The following is a 16,443-nucleotide window of genomic DNA, read 5'->3' on the forward strand; positions in this document are numbered from 1 at the left end:
TTTGGTCGGATTGTTTTTATTTGTGATTCCTATTTCTATTCATGGTGAAACAACGATTTTGGTCGCATTTTTAGCGAAACAGCTACAGATGATGCTCCATGGGATTTTACCGGTTTTGGCTACTTGGATTATTTTCGTTGCTACATTCTTCACCTGGATGACTAAGCTGCGGAGACCAGCTTTTATCATGAAACATGGTTTCCTAAAAAGCTTATTTGATGTGAATGGGTTATGGCTAATCGTGCGAACGATCGGGCTATTGTTTGCAATATTAATAATCTTCCAGTATGGTCCTGAGCTCTTCTGGTCTGAGCAAACAGGTGGACTCTTGCTGAGAAATTTAATACCTGTCTTGGTTACAGTATTTATTTTTGCTGGATTATTTATGCCTCTTTTAATGGACTTTGGGTTACTCGAACTAACGGGTGCGCTACTTTTACGATGGATGCGACCCGTTTTTACACTTCCAGGTCGTTGTGCAATTGATTGCATCGCTTCTTGGTTAGGTGACGGAACGGTAGGAATTGCGATTACAAATAAACAGTATCGCGAGGGAATCTACACAAAACGTGAATCCGCAGTGATCGGCACCGCTTTTTCAGTCGTTTCGATTACATTTACGATTGTTGTTTATGAACAGATGAACTTAGAAAAGGGCTTTGGACTTTACTATTTAACGATTGTTTTCGCTGGGATTGTAGCAGCGATTATTTTACCCCGAATCCCCCCTCTTTCAAGAAAAGAAGATACATTTTATGATGGATCAAAGAATCGATTGCTTGAACAAGCACCAAAGGGAACCACACTATGGAGCTGGGGCATAAAGCAGGCATTAAAACGAGCAGAATTAACGGAATTATCATTCATTTGGAAAAATGGATTGAAAAATATAGTCGATCTTTGGTTTGGTGTATTGCCTGTTGTGATGGCATTTGGGACAACAGCAGTAATTTTGGCAGAGTATACTTCTTTTTTCAAATGGATTAGCCTTCCTTTTGTTCCCATTCTGATATTTTTTCATATTCCAGAGGCGACCATCGCAGCACAGACAATGGTGGTTGGTTTTGCCGATATGTTTTTACCAGCGGTGATTGCCAGTGGTTCAATTAAGAGTGAATTTACACGGTTTATTATTGCTTGTCTTTCAGTTACACAGCTTATTTACATGTCTGAAGTAGGTGGACTTCTTTTAGGATCAAGTATTCCGATCGCGTTTGTTGAACTTGTAATCATTTTCTTACAAAGGACGATGATTACATTGCCGATTATTACGATCATTGCTTACCTTTTTTTCTAGACTTTTATCAGTCGTGTATATGGATCGCTGTCCCCGAACAGAATAACTTTATCAATCATTGAATCAATACATAGGCAAATTGGTCATTAGTCATTGTCTTTCTTCTAAATTATACGATTAAGATGAAAGGGATAACCCTTCTTCTATCAAGTTGATCAATGATCATTTGTAAATGACTGCAAATGATCTATTTTTACATAATGATATAAATATTTTTATTTAGTATAATTTTATTGTAAGCATAAAGGAGGGTGACAAGATGATAATTGGTGTGCCAAAAGAAATTAAAAATAATGAGAATCGAGTTAGTTTAACCCCTGCCAGTCTATTTACTTATGTTGAACATGGGCATCAAATTTGGGTGGAGTCAGGAGCCGGGGTAGGTAGTGGCTTTTCTGATGAGGATTATCGATTGGCAGGAGCTCAAATTGTACAGACTGCCGAAGAAGCGTGGTCAGCTGAGATGGTGATCAAAGTAAAAGAACCACTTTCAGAGGAGTATCGCTTCTTCCGAGAAGACTTGATTTTGTACACCTATCTTCATCTTGCAGCTGAAAAAAAACTAACAGAAGCGTTGGTTCGAAATGGTGTAACAGCGATTGGTTATGAAACGATTCAATCAGAGCAAGGTGCACTGCCATTACTTACCCCGATGAGCGAAGTAGCGGGTCGTATGTCGATCCAATTAGGAGCGCAATTTTTAGAGAAGCCTAAAGGTGGAAAAGGGGTATTACTAGGTGGTGTGCCTGGTGTAGCGCCTGGGAAAGTTGTGATTGTAGGCGGAGGCATTGTAGGAACAAATGCTGCGAAAATGGCTGTTGGGCTAGGAGCACATGTAACAATTTTAGATATTAATACTGAGCGACTTCGTCAATTAGATGACCTATTTCAAGGACGCGTTACAACTCTGAAATCGGAACCGTATCATTTGGCAAATGCTGTAGAACAAGCTGATTTATTGATTGGTGCTGTGTTGATTCCTGGTGCAAAAGCACCCAAATTGGTTAGTGAAGAAATGGTAAAGTCTATGCAGCCAGGTTCTGTCATTATAGATGTCGCAGTAGATCAAGGGGGCTCAATCGAAACAATTGATCGTATTACCACACATAGTGACCCTACTTATCTCAAATATGGTGTTTTACATTATGCGGTTGCCAATATGCCTGGTGCAGTGCCGCATACATCTACCATGGCTCTAACAAATGTAACGACCCCTTTTGGTATACAGGTTGCAGATCAAGGAGTAATTCAAGCATCAACCGGAAATTTTGCATTATCAAAAGGGATTAATGTGATGAGAGGTGCTGTTACGCATGCAGCAGTTGCTAAGGCACATGGATTTTCATATGTATCATTAGAAGAATTGCTTGATTGAGTCCGAATTCATGAAATTTTGGTTCAAATATAAGTATTGTGTATCATAATGATCAAAAGAGACGAGACCAATCTTTGAAACAATGGCCTCCAATTGCGCGAGATACCTTATCGATAGATGATGAGGAGTTTCAAATGGATCAATTTCAGAGGTAAAGTTGTCCGTTTTCTATTGCTTACAGAGGGAGTCTGGAGTGATGAGATTCGGAGTGAGACTGGACAGGCGGTTTGGATTCCTGGCACAGTTCACGATAATCTAGCGCTTCATTTGTTGAATGAACATCAAGCGCAACAGTCATTCAAGGAAAACTAACCTGATGTCAAAAAAGAGCAAACTCAGAGTAAAGTAAATCCCATTCCAGTTAGGAATGGGACTATGAAAAATATATCAGAATATTCTGTTTTATGGAAACGGCTGATGAAGGACTATTCATCAGATTGATTTACCATATGAAAGGCAGTCATTTCGAGTCGGCTCCAGATTTGATTGCGTACCATACCAGTAATACCTACTTCATCTAATGCTTCATGCATGCAGAGTAACCAAGCTTCCGCATGCTTTTTTGTAATAGGGAAAGGAAGATGCCGAGCCCGAAGCATTGGTTGCCCCCGTTTCTGAGTGTATAAGGGTTCACCTCCTAGAAATTGTGTTAAAAAAAGATACTGCCTTTCCATTACTGGTTGGATATCTTCTGGGAAAAGTGGTGCTAGTAAAGGGTGTTGTTGAACCTTTGCATAAAACTTTTCCACAATTGCTCTGACGGTTTTTTCACCGCCAATCTGTTCATATGGTGATAGCATAAAAACCTCCTAGTTAAAATTAATATTTCATTGTTTATTTCTTCATTTGTTTAAAAGACTTTTCTATCGCTAGAATGGTCATTTCGATTTCTTGTTCAGTATGCGCTGTTGTCAGAAACCATGCTTCATATTTTGATGGTGCAATGTAGACTCCTTCTTGTAATAGGAGTTGAAAAAATTGAGCAAATTGCTGGTCATCACTTTTTTTAGCAGTTTCATAATCAGTCACTTCTTGCTCTGTAAAGTAAACGGTAAAGGCACCACCATATTGGTTAACTTGTAAAGGGATGTCAAATTTTCTGCCTAAGTTTAGTATTTGGTCATGTAAAGTAGTACCCATTTGCTCTAAACGCTGATACGTGCCTGGCTGGGCGAGTGTTGATAGACAAGCGGAGCCGGCTGCTAATGAAAGGGGATTCCCTGCCATTGTTCCTGCTTGATACATGGGACCCTCTGGAGAAACATGCTCCATGATTTCTTTTTTGCCTCCATAAGCCCCAATCGGTAAACCGCCACCGATAATTTTGCCCAAAGCAGTGAGATCAGGCTCTACATCAAAGAGCGTTTGCACCCCACCATAGTGAAACCGAAAAGCTGTAATCACTTCATCATAAATGACCAAAGCTCCATGGGCATGTGCAAGACGATTGATCGATTCAAGAAAGCCAGAAGCTGGTGGTACAATGCCAAAATTTCCAACTAAAGGCTCAACCAGTACGGCAGCAATTTGATCTCCCCATTTTTGCAATGCTTCTTCCAGTAGCTGTGGTTGATTATACGGGATTGTAATCACTTCTTGAGCGATGCTTTGTGGAATTCCAGCGCTATCTGGTGTTCCCAGCGTAGAAGGGCCGGAGCCTGCAGCGACTAACACAAGATCAGCATGCCCATGATAGCATCCAGCGAATTTAATAATTTTATCACGACCTGTAAAGGCTCTGGCGAGTCGAATGGTGCTCATTACTGCTTCTGTACCGCTATTAACAAAACGGAGTTGTTGCATAGAAGGAATCGCTTGGCGGATCTGCTCAGCGAATAGAATTTCAAGTTCATGAGGTGTACCATAGAGAATTCCGTTAGTACTACTTGAAAAAATTGCGGCTGTGATTTGTGGATGAGCATGACCAAGGATAATAGGACCAAATGCAGCCAGATAATCGATATAACGGTTCCCATCAACATCCCAAAAGTATGCCCCTTGCGCCTTTTTCATATAAATGGGTGACTCTCCACCTACAGCTCGAAAAGATCGAGAAGGACTATTTACTCCCCCAACGATCACCTCCTGTGCTCTTTTATGTAATTGATGTGATTTTTCTATATGCACGATAAACCCCCTCCAAGTTTTTTAACCAGTATAACAATAATTGTAGATTGGAGTTAGCTGAAAAATTATGATATTCTAAGGCTGTTACCCTCTAAAAGCATTTTTATCTGAAATAGAAAAGGGTACTGAGGAAAAAATGGGGGCGAGAAGCATTGTCATTGTTCACAATTGGTAAACGTTATACAGGAGAATATTTAGTTGAGAATGTAGTTACTTTTTTTGGGGGTGAACTGGCTGTTTCAACTGCGTTTGATCAGTATTATTATTTGCAGTCTGTGCCGCTAGAAAGAAGAGTGACTACACTTGAGTTTGACCGAGTTCGACAACTTTATGATCATTTGGATCATCCTCTCCTGATCAACTTTACCGATCTTTTTATGGAGCCAGATGCATTGGTCTTCGTCTACCCTTATCAGCCCTTACAACCGTTGCCTCAAGTGATGGCTCAATCTGCAGTAGAAGAGGCTCAAATTGTTCATTGGATGAAAGCATTACTTGATCTGGAAATATACTTACGCTCACAGTCGATTCCAATGTTTTACATTAAAGACTTACATAATATTGGATTGAACGAAGATGGTGATTTAAAGGTTCTTTGTAGCGGTGTTGATCAGGTCACCCCATATCCACTCGATTTAAATTGGGGTTCCTTTTTCTATGGAGTTGCATCAGGAGAATATATTGAAACTGCTATGGATCGATTACCACGTAAACACTCATTACCGAGGCCAATTGCTAGAATCGTTTATAAAGCTTTCAAAGCCAAATCGATTCAGGCGATCCAAAGACCTATTGATCAGTATTTACAAAAAAGTAGTGGAATGGGACTTTTGAGTAATCTTTTTGGTGGAAATAAAAAACAGCAATCAGCTCAAATAGAGCATAAACCAAAGCCGAATTTTCCCACATTAGACTCAACACAGCAACCATCGCAAAACTTTAGCCAACCCACCATGAATCAACAGTTCACGCCTGATATAGCGCAACCTTCCACGAACCAGCAATATACACCAGAACTAATGCAGCAACCAATGAATCAACAATATATGCCAGAAGCGACGCAGCAACCAATGAATCAACAATATATGCCAGAAGCGACGCAGCAACCAATAAATCAGCAATATATGCCAGAAGCGACGCAGCAACCAATGAATCAGCAATATACGCCAGAAGCGACGCAGCAACCAATAAATCAACAATATACGCCAGAAGCGACGCAGCAGTCCAATAATCAGCAGTTTACACAAGCTTCCAACCAGCAATATTCTCCAGAGATGACACAGCAGCCAACTAACGAATCACCCGTGAAGCCTGATCTCTTACTTGAGGAGCCAACTATCAAGCAGGAGAAAAGTTTTGATCCATTTGACTATTTTCCTAATGCGAATCCGCCAGTTGAGGCTGATGAAAAAGAAATAGAACCAATCTCAGCAAATCAAGAGACGTATCCTGTTTTAGAGCAAACACAGACACCTGCTTTTCCAATTGAAGAGCAGCAACAAACTTCGGCAACAATTGAAGATCAATATGTTGGAACATCTCCGCAGACTGAAGAAGATTGGATGAGAGAATTAAATGTGAGCCCAGAAGAGCTTGAACAGTTGTTGCAGGAGCAACAACGCCAATCATCTTCTACTGAGGTTGATCAGGAATGGCAACAGCTACAACAACAAACAGAAAATATGGATGACGATATTGATAATTTAGAAGAAGGGCAGTTAGTCGATTGGTCCAATGCATTTGATCCAAACCAAGTAACAAATGAAGCAGAAATTCAACCAACGAATCAATCTACAGACCCTACATTTGAGCAAATCAATCAATCATTTGAAGAGATTGAACGTCAATTAAAACAAGAACAGCAGAGCAATCTTCAACAAGAAGTTGAGTTTACTGCTCCAACTGATGATCAACCTGATCAAATCGATGATTTGAAACTCGATAATCTTGATGAGTTGTTTAGCCAATTTGAAAGTATCCAAAAAGATTTGCAGTCGCAGCAAAGCCCTGATATGCCAGATATTCCTGAAGTGATAGAGCAATTAAGTAGAGAACCGAAACCTGAGAAGCGGGAACGACATGACCCACTGCATAACCAAGTAACAGAGCCCATCGCTGATCCTCAAGTAATGCCAAGAACGGATAAGCAAGTAAGTGAAGCATCAACAACAGTTACAAAATCAGAACAGAAAAAGTCGAACCAATCGAGCCAGTCTGCTCAAGCAACGACAGAGACCGCAGATGATCCGTTAGAGATAATTCGAATTGAATTTGAAAAGAAACAGCAGGAGTTGCTAGAAGAGCAATGGAAAAAATTCGAAGAGCGCAAACAACAGTTGATTGTACAAGCAGAGCAGGAATTGCAAAAGCGACAAGAGCAGCTACGTGAAAAAATTGAAATGCAAGAGAAAGAAGTTTTTACAAAGTTAGAACAAGAGTTGGCAAAACAAGAGGAAGAACAGCGTCGCTTGCTTGAAGAAGAGCAGAAACGAATCGAAGAAGAGATGCGCGAAAGGGAGCGGATCGAAAAGCAGAGGATGAAGTTTGCTGCGTTAAGACAGCAACATGATTTAGAAGAAAAAACAGGATTGCAAGAGATTCAGGCACATTACTTAGAAAAAGAACAAGAAGCCATCGCTCGTTTGCGGCAAGAGCAAGCTGAATGGGAAAAACGGGAACAAGAACGATTAGAGAGAGAAAGATTGATCTTTAACCAAAGAGAGCAACGGATGGTAGAAGAGATACAACAGGAGCTACAACATGAAGAGGAAGTTTTTCGCCAACAGAAACGTGAAGAATGGGCGAAGCTAATGGAAGAGCGGGAGTTAGCAGGACTTGAAATTGATGTAACACAACCAGAGAACACGGAGCAATCAGAGTCTCCAACTCCAAAAAAACGTAAGAGAAAGAGGAAAAGAAGAAGGTCATCTGCTAAAAAATCAACACAAACCAACTCAGAAGAGACTTCAGAGTCAACAGAAGGTCAACAATCACATTCAAAAGCAGAGGATACAGCAGCTAAGCCCGAGCAAAAACAGAATACCAATCCAGAGTAACTAAACTTCACAGCGATGATTCAACATCTGAGGAGGGACATATCATGATTGGACGTATGTTAGCAAGTCTTGGAATCGGTTCAGCTAAAGTTGATACTCGTTTGGAGAGATCGACATATCGCCAAGGAGATTGGGTAAAAGGTGAAATATATGTTGAAGGTGGAAAAGCATCGCAAAAGATTGATTCGATTTATCTCTATTTAATCTTACAACCTTTATTTGATGATCAACAAGAAGAGCATATTTTGGATGAATTTTTGTTAACAGAATCTTTTACGGTTGCAGCAAAAGAACAGAAAAGCATTCCATTTGAATTTCAACTACCTGTCGATACACCTGTTACCTCTGGTGGTGCTTCGGTTTATTTAAAAACAGGGTTAGATGTAAAAAGAGCAATTGATCCTGATGATCATGATGGAATCGATGTGCAGATGCATCCATTTGTCGAAAAGGTAATCAATCAGATGAAACAGTTTCAATTTCATTTAGTAGACGTTTATTTTGATCAAGAAGCTTATCATGATACTCTTCCTTTTGCTCAACGTTTTCGTCTTCAATCTTCAGATCGTGGGGAGCAACTCGCTTTTGGATTTCAATTGCAGGGAAATGAGTTGCATGTAATAATCAGTAAACCGAATTCACATGTAAACTTTGCGAAATTTACACTCACTGCTGAAGAGTATAATCAGCCAGAAATGTTAACAAAACGCCTGCATGAACAATTAAATCATTTTCATAAATAAGCCTAATTTTATATGGGGTAAAGTGAACTCACGGGAGACCGTGAGTTTTATTTATGTACTCATTCGAGCTAGCCCGTACCCAATTGCCCAAGAGACCATCCCGCCAAAAATGCTAGCAAAAAGATAAAAGATAGCTCTTTTCAAATCCTTTTTCTCTAAAAGATTGATAATCTCTACACTAAATGTTGAGAAGGTCGTATAGCCTCCTAAAAAACCTGTTGTAAAAGGGTGTGCAGGAGGTGTTTGGAATCCGATCCAGCCAAGCCAAAAGCCAAAAAGGAAGCAACCGCTTAAATTAATCAATAAAGTAGTCGTCGGAAATTGTTTAAAGGGATAACGTTTTGACAGCAGATATCGACTGATCGCTCCAAGTGAGCCACTTATGCTAATAAAAAGAAGACTCATCGGTTTATCACTTCTTTTCGAAATCCGCCACGTCCGAGCCAATAGCCTATGTATGCGAATGTAATTCCCCCGATCACTGAAGCCATGAGATATAAAATCTTCTCAATCATGAAGGGTAATAAGAAAATTTCAGTTATAAAAGTTGAAAAGGTAGTCAAAGAGCCCATTACACCAGCTCCTAGCGCATCATGGTAGACGGTTGGGATCACTTTTTTAGTCTGATTCCAACTGAAAAGTAGTGCAAGAAAGAAGCAGCCTGCTAAATTGACGAATAATGTTCCCCAAGGTGTTACAAACAAAAAAGAACAACATGCTCGAAGAAATGTACCAACTATTCCTCCGAGACCAACCCAAAATAAATGTTTCAACATGAATGTATCCTTCGCTTTCACATAAAATTAGTATCTTATGGCAGATATAGATATAATAAAAAGGAAGATAAGGAGGCGGAAAAATGGTAAAAATAGGATCACCTGCTCCAGATTTTACATTACCAGCAACTACACAACAAACCATTCAACTCAATCAGTTGCGAGGTAGTTATGTTGTACTTTATTTCTATCCTAAAGATTTAACTCCTGGTTGTACACTTGAGGCAAATGATTTTAGAATACATTATGATGAATTCCAACAAAATCATGTGGAAATTTTAGGGATAAGCCGAGATTCAGTCACCAGTCATGAAAAGTTTGTAGAAAAATGCCAATTGCCTTTCGCACTTTTAAGCGATGAAGATGGATCCGTTTGTAATTTATATGATGTAATGAAAGAAAAGAATATGTTTGGTAAAAAAGTGATGGGAATAGAACGTTCTACTTTTTTGATTGATCCAGATGGCGTGATCGTAAAAGCATATCGTAAGGTAAAGGCGAAAGGGCATGTGGAAGAAATACTTAGCTTTTTGAAGGAGTATATAAAGTGACATTTTTGACAGACCAATCGATTTATCAATGGCCTCAATATTATGACTGGACATCGGAAGGTCTTGATCATGATACATTCTACTATCTAGAATTGGCGAAACAAACAGGTGGGCCGGTTCTTGAGCTTGGATGTGGTACGGGAAGAGTAGCTCTTGCAATCGCCCGAGAAGGGGTCGAAGTTGTAGGATTAGATGTTGAAGCAAAGATGTTGGAATATGCCAATGCAAAGGCGTCTGCTTTAGGTATTGAAGATCGTGTAACATGGATTCATTCGGATATGAGTGACTTTAACTTGTCTAAGACATTTCCACTCATTATTATCCCGTATCGCTCTTTTCAACATCTTGATACAGTTCAGATGCAGATGAATGCATTACAGGCGATTCGCCATCACCTTGATGATGAAGGGTTGTTTGCATTTAATCTATTTGTACCCCTCCATGCGGAGTTACAATCAATTGATAATGAATATGCTTTTCGAGGTAACTTTTCAGTTCCAGGTAGTGATGAACAAGTTGATGTGTATGATTTTTCTGAGGTGGATTACTTTAACCAGATTATCCAAATCTATCGTTACTATGAACGCTTTACCCATACAGGAAAATCCTTAGAACGACTGCGAACGCGAATGAAGATCAGATATACATACCCACAAGAACTAGAGCATTTGTTAGCAAGGCAAGGTTTCCGTGTTCGTGCTCGTTATGGAGATTTCTTACGAGGGAGCTTTCATCCAAATAGTTATGAGTTAATTATGGAAGCAGAGAAGAATCGACAATAGAAAGAGGAGAAACAGCCATGGCACCGGTGCAGAAGCCAAAACGGGTACCGACCAAACGCATCTTAGATCAATTAAGAATGATGTATCCTAATGCTCATTGTGAATTAAATTATCGAAACCCATTTGAGCTATTAATTGCCACAATTTTATCGGCTCAATCTACTGATCGTCAGGTAAATATTGTGACACATGATTTGTTCCGACGTTTTCCTACACCATATGACTTTCTAACACTAACTGTCGAGGAGTTAGCAGAGCATATTCGGGGTATTGGTCTCTTTCGAAACAAGAGTAAGAACATTTTACAAACTTGCCAAATCCTCGTTGACAAATATGATGGTGTTGTACCTAATGATCGAAAAGCGTTAGAATCTTTGCCTGGTGTTGGAAGGAAAACAGCCAATGTTGTTTTGAGCAATGCATTTGGCGTACCTGCATTAGCTGTTGATACACATGTACAGCGAGTTGCCAATCGACTTGCTTTGGCAGATAGCGAAAATCCGTTAGAGACAGAACGTCAGTTGTTGAAGCGAGTCCCGAAAAGAGATTGGAGTGATACACATCATCAGTTAATTTGGCATGGTCGTAGAATTTGTGTTGCTCGTCGACCAAAGTGTGAACAATGTGACTTAGCGTCGCTTTGTTGGTATGCAAAAAATCAGAAAGGTGGAACATCATGAGAAAGAGTTTTATCATGTTATTTGCTTTATTGCTCAGTTTCGTAACTGCTTGTTCGGATCAGTCAGTATGGCATGGTAAGGATCGAGGAGGAAGTGAAAAAAGTAAACCAGATCCAATGTTGTCTTTTAAAGCAGCTACCTCTATTGAGGGAATGTTAAAAGAAGGACCTGGTAAGTACGCTGAAGAGATTGAACCAACTGGCTATACGCCTACACTTCCAGATAGTGTGCGAGCAAAACTTCGCACTTTCTCACCAAAATTAAATGCATCTGAAGCTTATAATCGATTGATTTATTTATTAGCTCAAGATTATCAGCCCATTGCAAAAAAAATTGATCAATATGACTCACGAATCCCATTAAGCTCCCAACGAAAAAGTGCGCCAAAGTCAGTGATTAAAAGCCCTGTGCATGTAAATATCGCCCTCGTTATTGATGCATCTTCAGTTCAACAAAAGAAAGTAAATTCAGAACAAACACGTTTTGATACAATCAAACAAAAAATAAAAGAAGCAATTCATGATGTGTTGAATAGTGGTACAAACGGTTTGGAATACTCAATTTCCATCCATACTTATGGCGGAAAAGTAGATAAAGATACATCATTTATCAAAATTGCAGGTGCAGCCCCTGGTCAGTCTGATGATTCGATGCAAGAGCTTACCAGTGCTTTAGATGGTGTGAAACTCGGAGGGGCAAGTAAATTATCCGATGCATTAAGCCAAGTTCAAATAGAATTTAATCAAAAAAATAGCCCGAATGATGTGAATCAAGTCTTTGTTGTGAGTTCCAGCCTTGATGCAATTGACGATCAAGCATTGACCAAAACAAAGGAGCTACTCTATTCTGAAGGGCAAGCTCAAGTAAGTACCCTTTCTTATGATAGTAAAGATAATAAGCTAAAAGAAAAATTAGATGATATCGCTTTTGCAGGTTTAGGAGAGTCTCGTGAGGTTGATAAAGATTCTGGTTTTAATTTTAAAGATCAATCTACAGGGATTGGCGACGACTTTGGTTTATTTGAGACGAATGATCTGTATTCCTATACTTGGGCGGAAATCATGAAAAATCGCAAAAGAAATCAATTATTAAAACTAGATCCAAAATTTAATTTTGAATATGAAATCTTGACAGCAGCGGCTGAAGAACTCAAGATAAGTCAAAGTGAGAAAGATTTGCTATTGCAGAAGATTACCAATCGCCGTGATCGATTAAAAGACTATTTGCAAGGAAAGCTGGAAACATTAATACCAGAAAAATGAGCAACAATAATCTTTGATTCTTTTACTGAATTCGATATCCCTATTTAATGAGATCGTAGGTGATCACATCGCTGTGGCACGAATTTCTATTAAGAGTCTTAGTCGCATTTTTAGCAGGTATACTGATTGGATTTGAACGACAATGGAGACAGCGCATGGCAGGATTGCAGACCAATGTACTCGTCTCAGTAGGGGCAGCTTTATTTGTATCATTAGGTGTGATGGTAGCGGGAGAAGCAAGCCCAACGCGAATTGCTTCCCAAGTAGTCAGTGGTATTGGTTTCCTAGGAGCTGGCGTTATCATCCGAGACGGTCTTAGCATTCGAGGATTAAATACGGCAGCAACTCTTTGGTGTGCTGCTGCAATTGGTACATTAGCAGGAGCAGGTTACCTTTGGCAAGCACTAGCAGGTGCCGCTTTTATCATTCTCACCAATACGCTTTTACGCATCATAGCTCGCGAGCTAAATGATCGTACAGGAAAACGGACTGTAAAAGGGAATTATTTAATTGAGATTACATGTCAAGAAAAAGATGAAGCTCAAGTAAGGATGTTATTGCTCACAATATTGCATACTGAGGATATCGGCATTAAAAATGTAACAACAGTTCCCGAACGGAATCATCAAATGGTTGTGCGTGCTTTGTTGCTTACGCCATTGCGCAGAGATGAAGTAATCGAGCGAATTATTGGTCGACTTAGTGTTGAAACAGAGGTTGATTCAGTGGGATGGCGATGGATAGATGAAGATGAGATCGCTGAAGTTGATTGACAAATTGATTGATGAACCGTACACTAATTATATAAATTCTTATTAGAGAATAGTTTTTTCTAATGGCGGTTAGAAGTGAGGTGGAGCATAATGGGAAATACACGCTTAGCCGAAGCAGTGGAAACATTAAAAGTAAATGGAGTGCGGATGACCCCTCAACGGCATGCAATCCTCAACTTCTTGCTCACCACTTTGAGTCATCCAACTGCGGATGATATATATAAGGCATTAGCTGATACGTTTCCTAATATGAGTGTGGCAACGGTATATAATAATCTTCGTGTGTTTAAAGAGGCTGGTCTAGTAAGAGAATTAACTTATGGAGATGCATCCAGCCGATTTGATGCCAATATGTCAGATCACTATCATGTGATCTGTAATCATTGTGGTAAAATCACTGACTTTGATTATCCACATTTATTTGAAGCCGAGAGTAAAGCGGCTGACATGACCGGTTATCGAGTGGGAGGGCATCGCATGGAGATTTACGGAACGTGTCCAGAATGTCAGGGTCAGCAGGTTGTTGGTAGTAAGAAACATTAAACCCATCGCATGACAAGCGATGGGTTTTTGTATTATTGGGCAATATTTTCAAGCTCTTGATAATAAGTTGCTTCGATCAGCCATCGCCTTCGTTTTCCTATAGAAGTTAATGTGCCTGTTTCAATTGAGAAAGAATGATCAAGAAAATAAAAAGAAGTAGGATGAACTGATATTGGAAATTTTTCGCAGCAATGAGCAATTTCTCTTTTGATTAGATGTTGAATGAGTGAAGATCGCATTAAATCATCCAACCTAGATGAAGGAAAATCTTCGTCTTTTGCATATTCATAAATCGCTTCCAAATCAGGCACAAATAATAAAGTTGTTGATTTTTGCATATGACCCATGATAAAAGCTTGGGAGATATACTTGCTTTCTTCGAGAGCTGATTCTATTTCTTCAGGCGAAAATGACTGACCATTAGCAAGTAGCATCATAAGGCGTGGTGAAGGTTGTATTTGCAGTTGATTTTGTTTATTGATGCTTACATGATCCCCAGTTTGTAACCATCCGTCAATGAGTGCTTCGGTGGTTTTCTCGGGTGCTTTGTAATAGCCCATCATCACAGTAGGGCTTTGGATGACCAATTCGCCATCTGTAAGCACTTTTGTTTCCACAGATGGGAGAGCAAAACCAACAGTTTCCTGATAGGGATGAAGTAAAGATTGAGCAGCAACAAATGTCGTACATTCAGTCATATGATAGCAATAAATGACTGGTAATCCACAGTAAGAAAAATACTCCCTTTGTTTTTCCGATAGCTTGCCACCTGTACAGATTAGAAAGCGTAGTTTACCTCCAATTAGTTCGCGAAGTTTAGAAAAGACCCAAAGGTCAGCTTGTTCATACCGTTCACGTAATTTTGTAGGTAGCTGCCAATTGAAGCCTTTTTTTAAATACTCTTCTCGTTCTACACCCACTTGTAGTGCCCAATTGTAGACCTTTTTTTTAACCCAAGACGCCTCATGAAATTGTTCTTCCATCTCTGCTTGCAACTCTGATAATAAACGAGGAACTGCAAATAAAATGGTGGGCTGTGTTTTCTGCAACGTTTCAACAAGTGAATCGTTTTCTTCTCTAAAGACGATAGTAGCGCCTACAGCTAGGGGATAAAGTGTTTGAACAATACGTTGTGCTGGGTGGGAAAGCGATAGCAATGGAAGAAAGATATCATGCTTGGATGCTGGGAAGATGTTAAAAAGTGAATGAACACCAAACGATAAGTTTTGGTGTGTTAACATGACTCCTTTAGGAGGGGCATTGGTACCTGGAGTGTGAACAATCGTGGCTAAGTCAGTATCTCGTAGTAATGGGGCATTACTTTTCTGTTCTTTTAATTCGCTTAAATCTGCACCTTGATTAAGAACAGTAGTAAAAGAATAGATATTCTGTTCAGGTTTATCATCGTCATAGATAGCGATTAGGTTTTTTTTATATGTTGGTATTTGATGGAATAATTCGGCATTTTCTGCCGTTTCTGCAACTATGTATTCAACATCAAATTGATCCATCAGTTTCATTGCTTGGTATGGTGGGAGATAAGGATCGATTGGGATTGAAATGGCTCCTAAACTGAGAATTGCTAGATCGCAAATAGGCCAACAGGGGTTATTATGCGATAGAATTCCAACTTTTGATTGCTGCCTGATTCCTAATTTTTCAAGACCTAAAGCAAATTCTTGCACCCTTTGCCAAAATTCAGCATAATTCATTTCTTGCTGCATTCCTTCTGAATACCAGATCAGTGCAGTCTTTTCAGCATGCTGTTGGGCACTTTCTTCGATCATATTCAGCAAATGCTTTGCTCTCAAAGGTTTAGTCCTCCTTTGTTATTAGTCATGATGAACTGTGTCCATTTTTTTACTTTCCTCACTTGATTGATCCTGTGGATCTAGTGATAAGATTGCTTTACAGTGCATACATTGATCACGTTTTCCTAGTACTTTCGTTTTCTTGTTGCACGCTGGACAAACAACTAATGGTGCTTGAGTTGATAACATTCCAATCCAGAAGTAAATCCCTACACTTGCCAAAACAGCAAGCATTCCAATAACGAGAAATAAAGCCATTATGCTAGGGAATAAAAAGCCGATATACATGATTCCAACACCAATAAATATCAATAACAATGCAAAGGTACGTATTTTATTAATTTTACTTGATAAGAGCATCACACAACCTCCAAAGTGAGACAGCTTGCTTGCATTATAGCAGAAACTTTTTTTTTGAGAAACAGTGTTGACTTCTCTATCTAGACATGATATATTACTACTTGTCGCCGCAAGAGCGGCAAACATCATAAAGAGATACAAATGATGAAGCACTTTGATAACAGAAGAGTGAACATGTGACCTGTAATTCTTATTGAGCAAGACAAACTTTTATGAAGAGTTTGATCCTGGCTCAGGACGAACGCTGGCGGCGTGCCTAATACATGCAAGTCGAGCGCGGGAAGCCTCTTCGGAGGTGGAACGAGCG

General features: G+C 39.5%; 16 protein-coding genes and 1 rRNA gene. 11 read left to right on the forward strand and 6 right to left on the reverse strand.

What is annotated here, in order from left to right; genetic code table 11:
• Position 1: 1 nt before the first annotated feature.
• Both BUB71_RS13935 and ald read left to right on the forward strand, forming a co-directional pair.
• On the forward strand, positions 2-1,297 hold the full coding sequence (locus BUB71_RS13935) for a YjiH family protein (RefSeq protein WP_245815640.1): 1,296 nt from the start codon (positions 2-4) through the stop codon (positions 1,295-1,297).
• Positions 1,298-1,556: 259 nt separating this feature from the next.
• On the forward strand, positions 1,557-2,672 hold the full coding sequence (gene ald, locus BUB71_RS13940) for an alanine dehydrogenase (protein WP_073155739.1): 1,116 nt from the start codon (positions 1,557-1,559) through the stop codon (positions 2,670-2,672).
• A gap of 425 nt (positions 2,673-3,097) precedes the next feature.
• Here the strand turns inward: ald and BUB71_RS13945 are convergent, their stop codons facing one another.
• Both BUB71_RS13945 and BUB71_RS13950 read right to left on the reverse strand, forming a co-directional pair.
• Entirely contained in the window at positions 3,098-3,472 is a 375-nt protein-coding gene (locus BUB71_RS13945) for a globin domain-containing protein (protein ID WP_073155743.1), read from the reverse strand.
• Between the two features lie 34 nt (positions 3,473-3,506).
• The gene (locus BUB71_RS13950) at positions 3,507-4,799 is read right to left on the reverse strand and encodes a glutamate-1-semialdehyde 2,1-aminomutase (RefSeq protein ID WP_073155747.1); all 1,293 of its coding nucleotides are present in this window, start codon (positions 4,797-4,799) and stop codon (positions 3,507-3,509) included.
• Between the two features lie 152 nt (positions 4,800-4,951).
• Between BUB71_RS13950 and BUB71_RS13955 the strand changes: the two genes are divergently transcribed.
• Complete coding sequence (locus BUB71_RS13955) at positions 4,952-7,855, forward strand: hypothetical protein (RefSeq protein ID WP_073155750.1); 2,904 nt, start codon at positions 4,952-4,954, stop codon at positions 7,853-7,855.
• A 44-nt stretch (positions 7,856-7,899) separates the two neighbouring features.
• Positions 7,900-8,598 carry a sporulation protein gene (locus tag BUB71_RS13960; RefSeq protein ID WP_073155755.1) on the forward strand — a complete coding sequence of 233 codons (699 nt, stop codon included), beginning with the start codon at positions 7,900-7,902 and terminating at the stop codon, positions 8,596-8,598.
• A 51-nt stretch (positions 8,599-8,649) separates the two neighbouring features.
• On the opposite strand, the gene crcB is transcribed toward BUB71_RS13960, so the two are convergent.
• A complete protein-coding gene (crcB, locus tag BUB71_RS13965; RefSeq protein WP_073155758.1) occupies positions 8,650-9,003 on the reverse strand; it encodes a fluoride efflux transporter CrcB in 354 nt (117 codons plus the stop codon).
• Entirely contained in the window at positions 9,000-9,374 is a 375-nt protein-coding gene (locus BUB71_RS13970; RefSeq protein ID WP_073155761.1) for a fluoride efflux transporter FluC, read from the reverse strand. The genes crcB and BUB71_RS13970 overlap by 4 nt, the downstream gene beginning before the upstream one ends.
• A gap of 83 nt (positions 9,375-9,457) precedes the next feature.
• Here BUB71_RS13970 and bcp point away from each other — a divergent pair, with 83 nt between their 5' ends.
• From bcp to perR, 6 genes are all read left to right on the forward strand, one after another.
• Positions 9,458-9,925, forward strand: coding sequence for a thioredoxin-dependent thiol peroxidase (gene bcp / locus BUB71_RS13975; protein ID WP_073155764.1), 468 nt, complete (start codon positions 9,458-9,460; stop codon positions 9,923-9,925).
• Positions 9,922-10,707 (forward strand): class I SAM-dependent methyltransferase, encoded by a 786-nt coding sequence (locus BUB71_RS13980; RefSeq protein WP_084731577.1) that lies wholly within the window; start codon positions 9,922-9,924, stop codon positions 10,705-10,707. The genes bcp and BUB71_RS13980 overlap by 4 nt, the downstream gene beginning before the upstream one ends.
• Before the next feature lie 17 nt (positions 10,708-10,724).
• On the forward strand, positions 10,725-11,387 hold the full coding sequence (gene nth, locus BUB71_RS13985) for an endonuclease III (RefSeq protein WP_073155767.1): 663 nt from the start codon (positions 10,725-10,727) through the stop codon (positions 11,385-11,387).
• Positions 11,384-12,649, forward strand: a complete 1,266-nt coding sequence (locus BUB71_RS13990) for a vWA domain-containing protein (RefSeq protein ID WP_073155771.1) — start codon at positions 11,384-11,386, stop codon at positions 12,647-12,649. The genes nth and BUB71_RS13990 overlap by 4 nt, the downstream gene beginning before the upstream one ends.
• A gap of 59 nt (positions 12,650-12,708) precedes the next feature.
• Positions 12,709-13,422, forward strand: a complete 714-nt coding sequence (locus BUB71_RS13995; RefSeq protein ID WP_245815641.1) for an MgtC/SapB family protein — start codon at positions 12,709-12,711, stop codon at positions 13,420-13,422.
• Positions 13,423-13,512: 90 nt separating this feature from the next.
• Positions 13,513-13,965, forward strand: coding sequence for a peroxide-responsive transcriptional repressor PerR (perR, locus tag BUB71_RS14000; protein WP_073155775.1), 453 nt, complete (start codon positions 13,513-13,515; stop codon positions 13,963-13,965).
• A 32-nt stretch (positions 13,966-13,997) separates the two neighbouring features.
• On the opposite strand, the gene BUB71_RS14005 is transcribed toward perR, so the two are convergent.
• A complete protein-coding gene (locus BUB71_RS14005; protein ID WP_073155779.1) occupies positions 13,998-15,776 on the reverse strand; it encodes an AMP-dependent synthetase/ligase in 1,779 nt (592 codons plus the stop codon).
• A gap of 21 nt (positions 15,777-15,797) precedes the next feature.
• Positions 15,798-16,136 (reverse strand): YgzB family protein, encoded by a 339-nt coding sequence (locus BUB71_RS14010; protein ID WP_073155783.1) that lies wholly within the window; start codon positions 16,134-16,136, stop codon positions 15,798-15,800.
• A 209-nt stretch (positions 16,137-16,345) separates the two neighbouring features.
• Between BUB71_RS14010 and BUB71_RS14015 the strand changes: the two genes are divergently transcribed.
• Positions 16,346-16,443, forward strand: a 16S ribosomal RNA gene (locus tag BUB71_RS14015); the annotation flags it as partial.

It is taken from the genome of Seinonella peptonophila, from assembly GCF_900129355.1.
Taxonomy (GTDB): Bacteria; Bacillota; Bacilli; order Thermoactinomycetales; family Thermoactinomycetaceae; genus Seinonella; species Seinonella peptonophila.

Bases quoted from the DNA above. Each gene is read 5' to 3' on its own strand.
- ald (WP_073155739.1), top strand. From the start codon at position 1,557: ATGATAATTGGTGTGCCAAAAGAAATTAAAAATAATGAGAATCGAGTT.
- BUB71_RS13945 (WP_073155743.1), bottom strand. From the start codon at position 3,472: ATGCTATCACCATATGAACAGATTGGCGGTGAAAAAACCGTCAGAGCA.
- BUB71_RS13960 (WP_073155755.1), top strand. From the start codon at position 7,900: ATGATTGGACGTATGTTAGCAAGTCTTGGAATCGGTTCAGCTAAAGTT.
- crcB (WP_073155758.1), bottom strand. From the start codon at position 9,003: ATGAGTCTTCTTTTTATTAGCATAAGTGGCTCACTTGGAGCGATCAGT.
- BUB71_RS13970 (WP_073155761.1), bottom strand. From the start codon at position 9,374: ATGTTGAAACATTTATTTTGGGTTGGTCTCGGAGGAATAGTTGGTACA.
- bcp (WP_073155764.1), top strand. From the start codon at position 9,458: ATGGTAAAAATAGGATCACCTGCTCCAGATTTTACATTACCAGCAACT.
- nth (WP_073155767.1), top strand. From the start codon at position 10,725: ATGGCACCGGTGCAGAAGCCAAAACGGGTACCGACCAAACGCATCTTA.
- BUB71_RS13990 (WP_073155771.1), top strand. From the start codon at position 11,384: ATGAGAAAGAGTTTTATCATGTTATTTGCTTTATTGCTCAGTTTCGTA.
- perR (WP_073155775.1), top strand. From the start codon at position 13,513: ATGGGAAATACACGCTTAGCCGAAGCAGTGGAAACATTAAAAGTAAAT.
- BUB71_RS14010 (WP_073155783.1), bottom strand. From the start codon at position 16,136: ATGCTCTTATCAAGTAAAATTAATAAAATACGTACCTTTGCATTGTTA.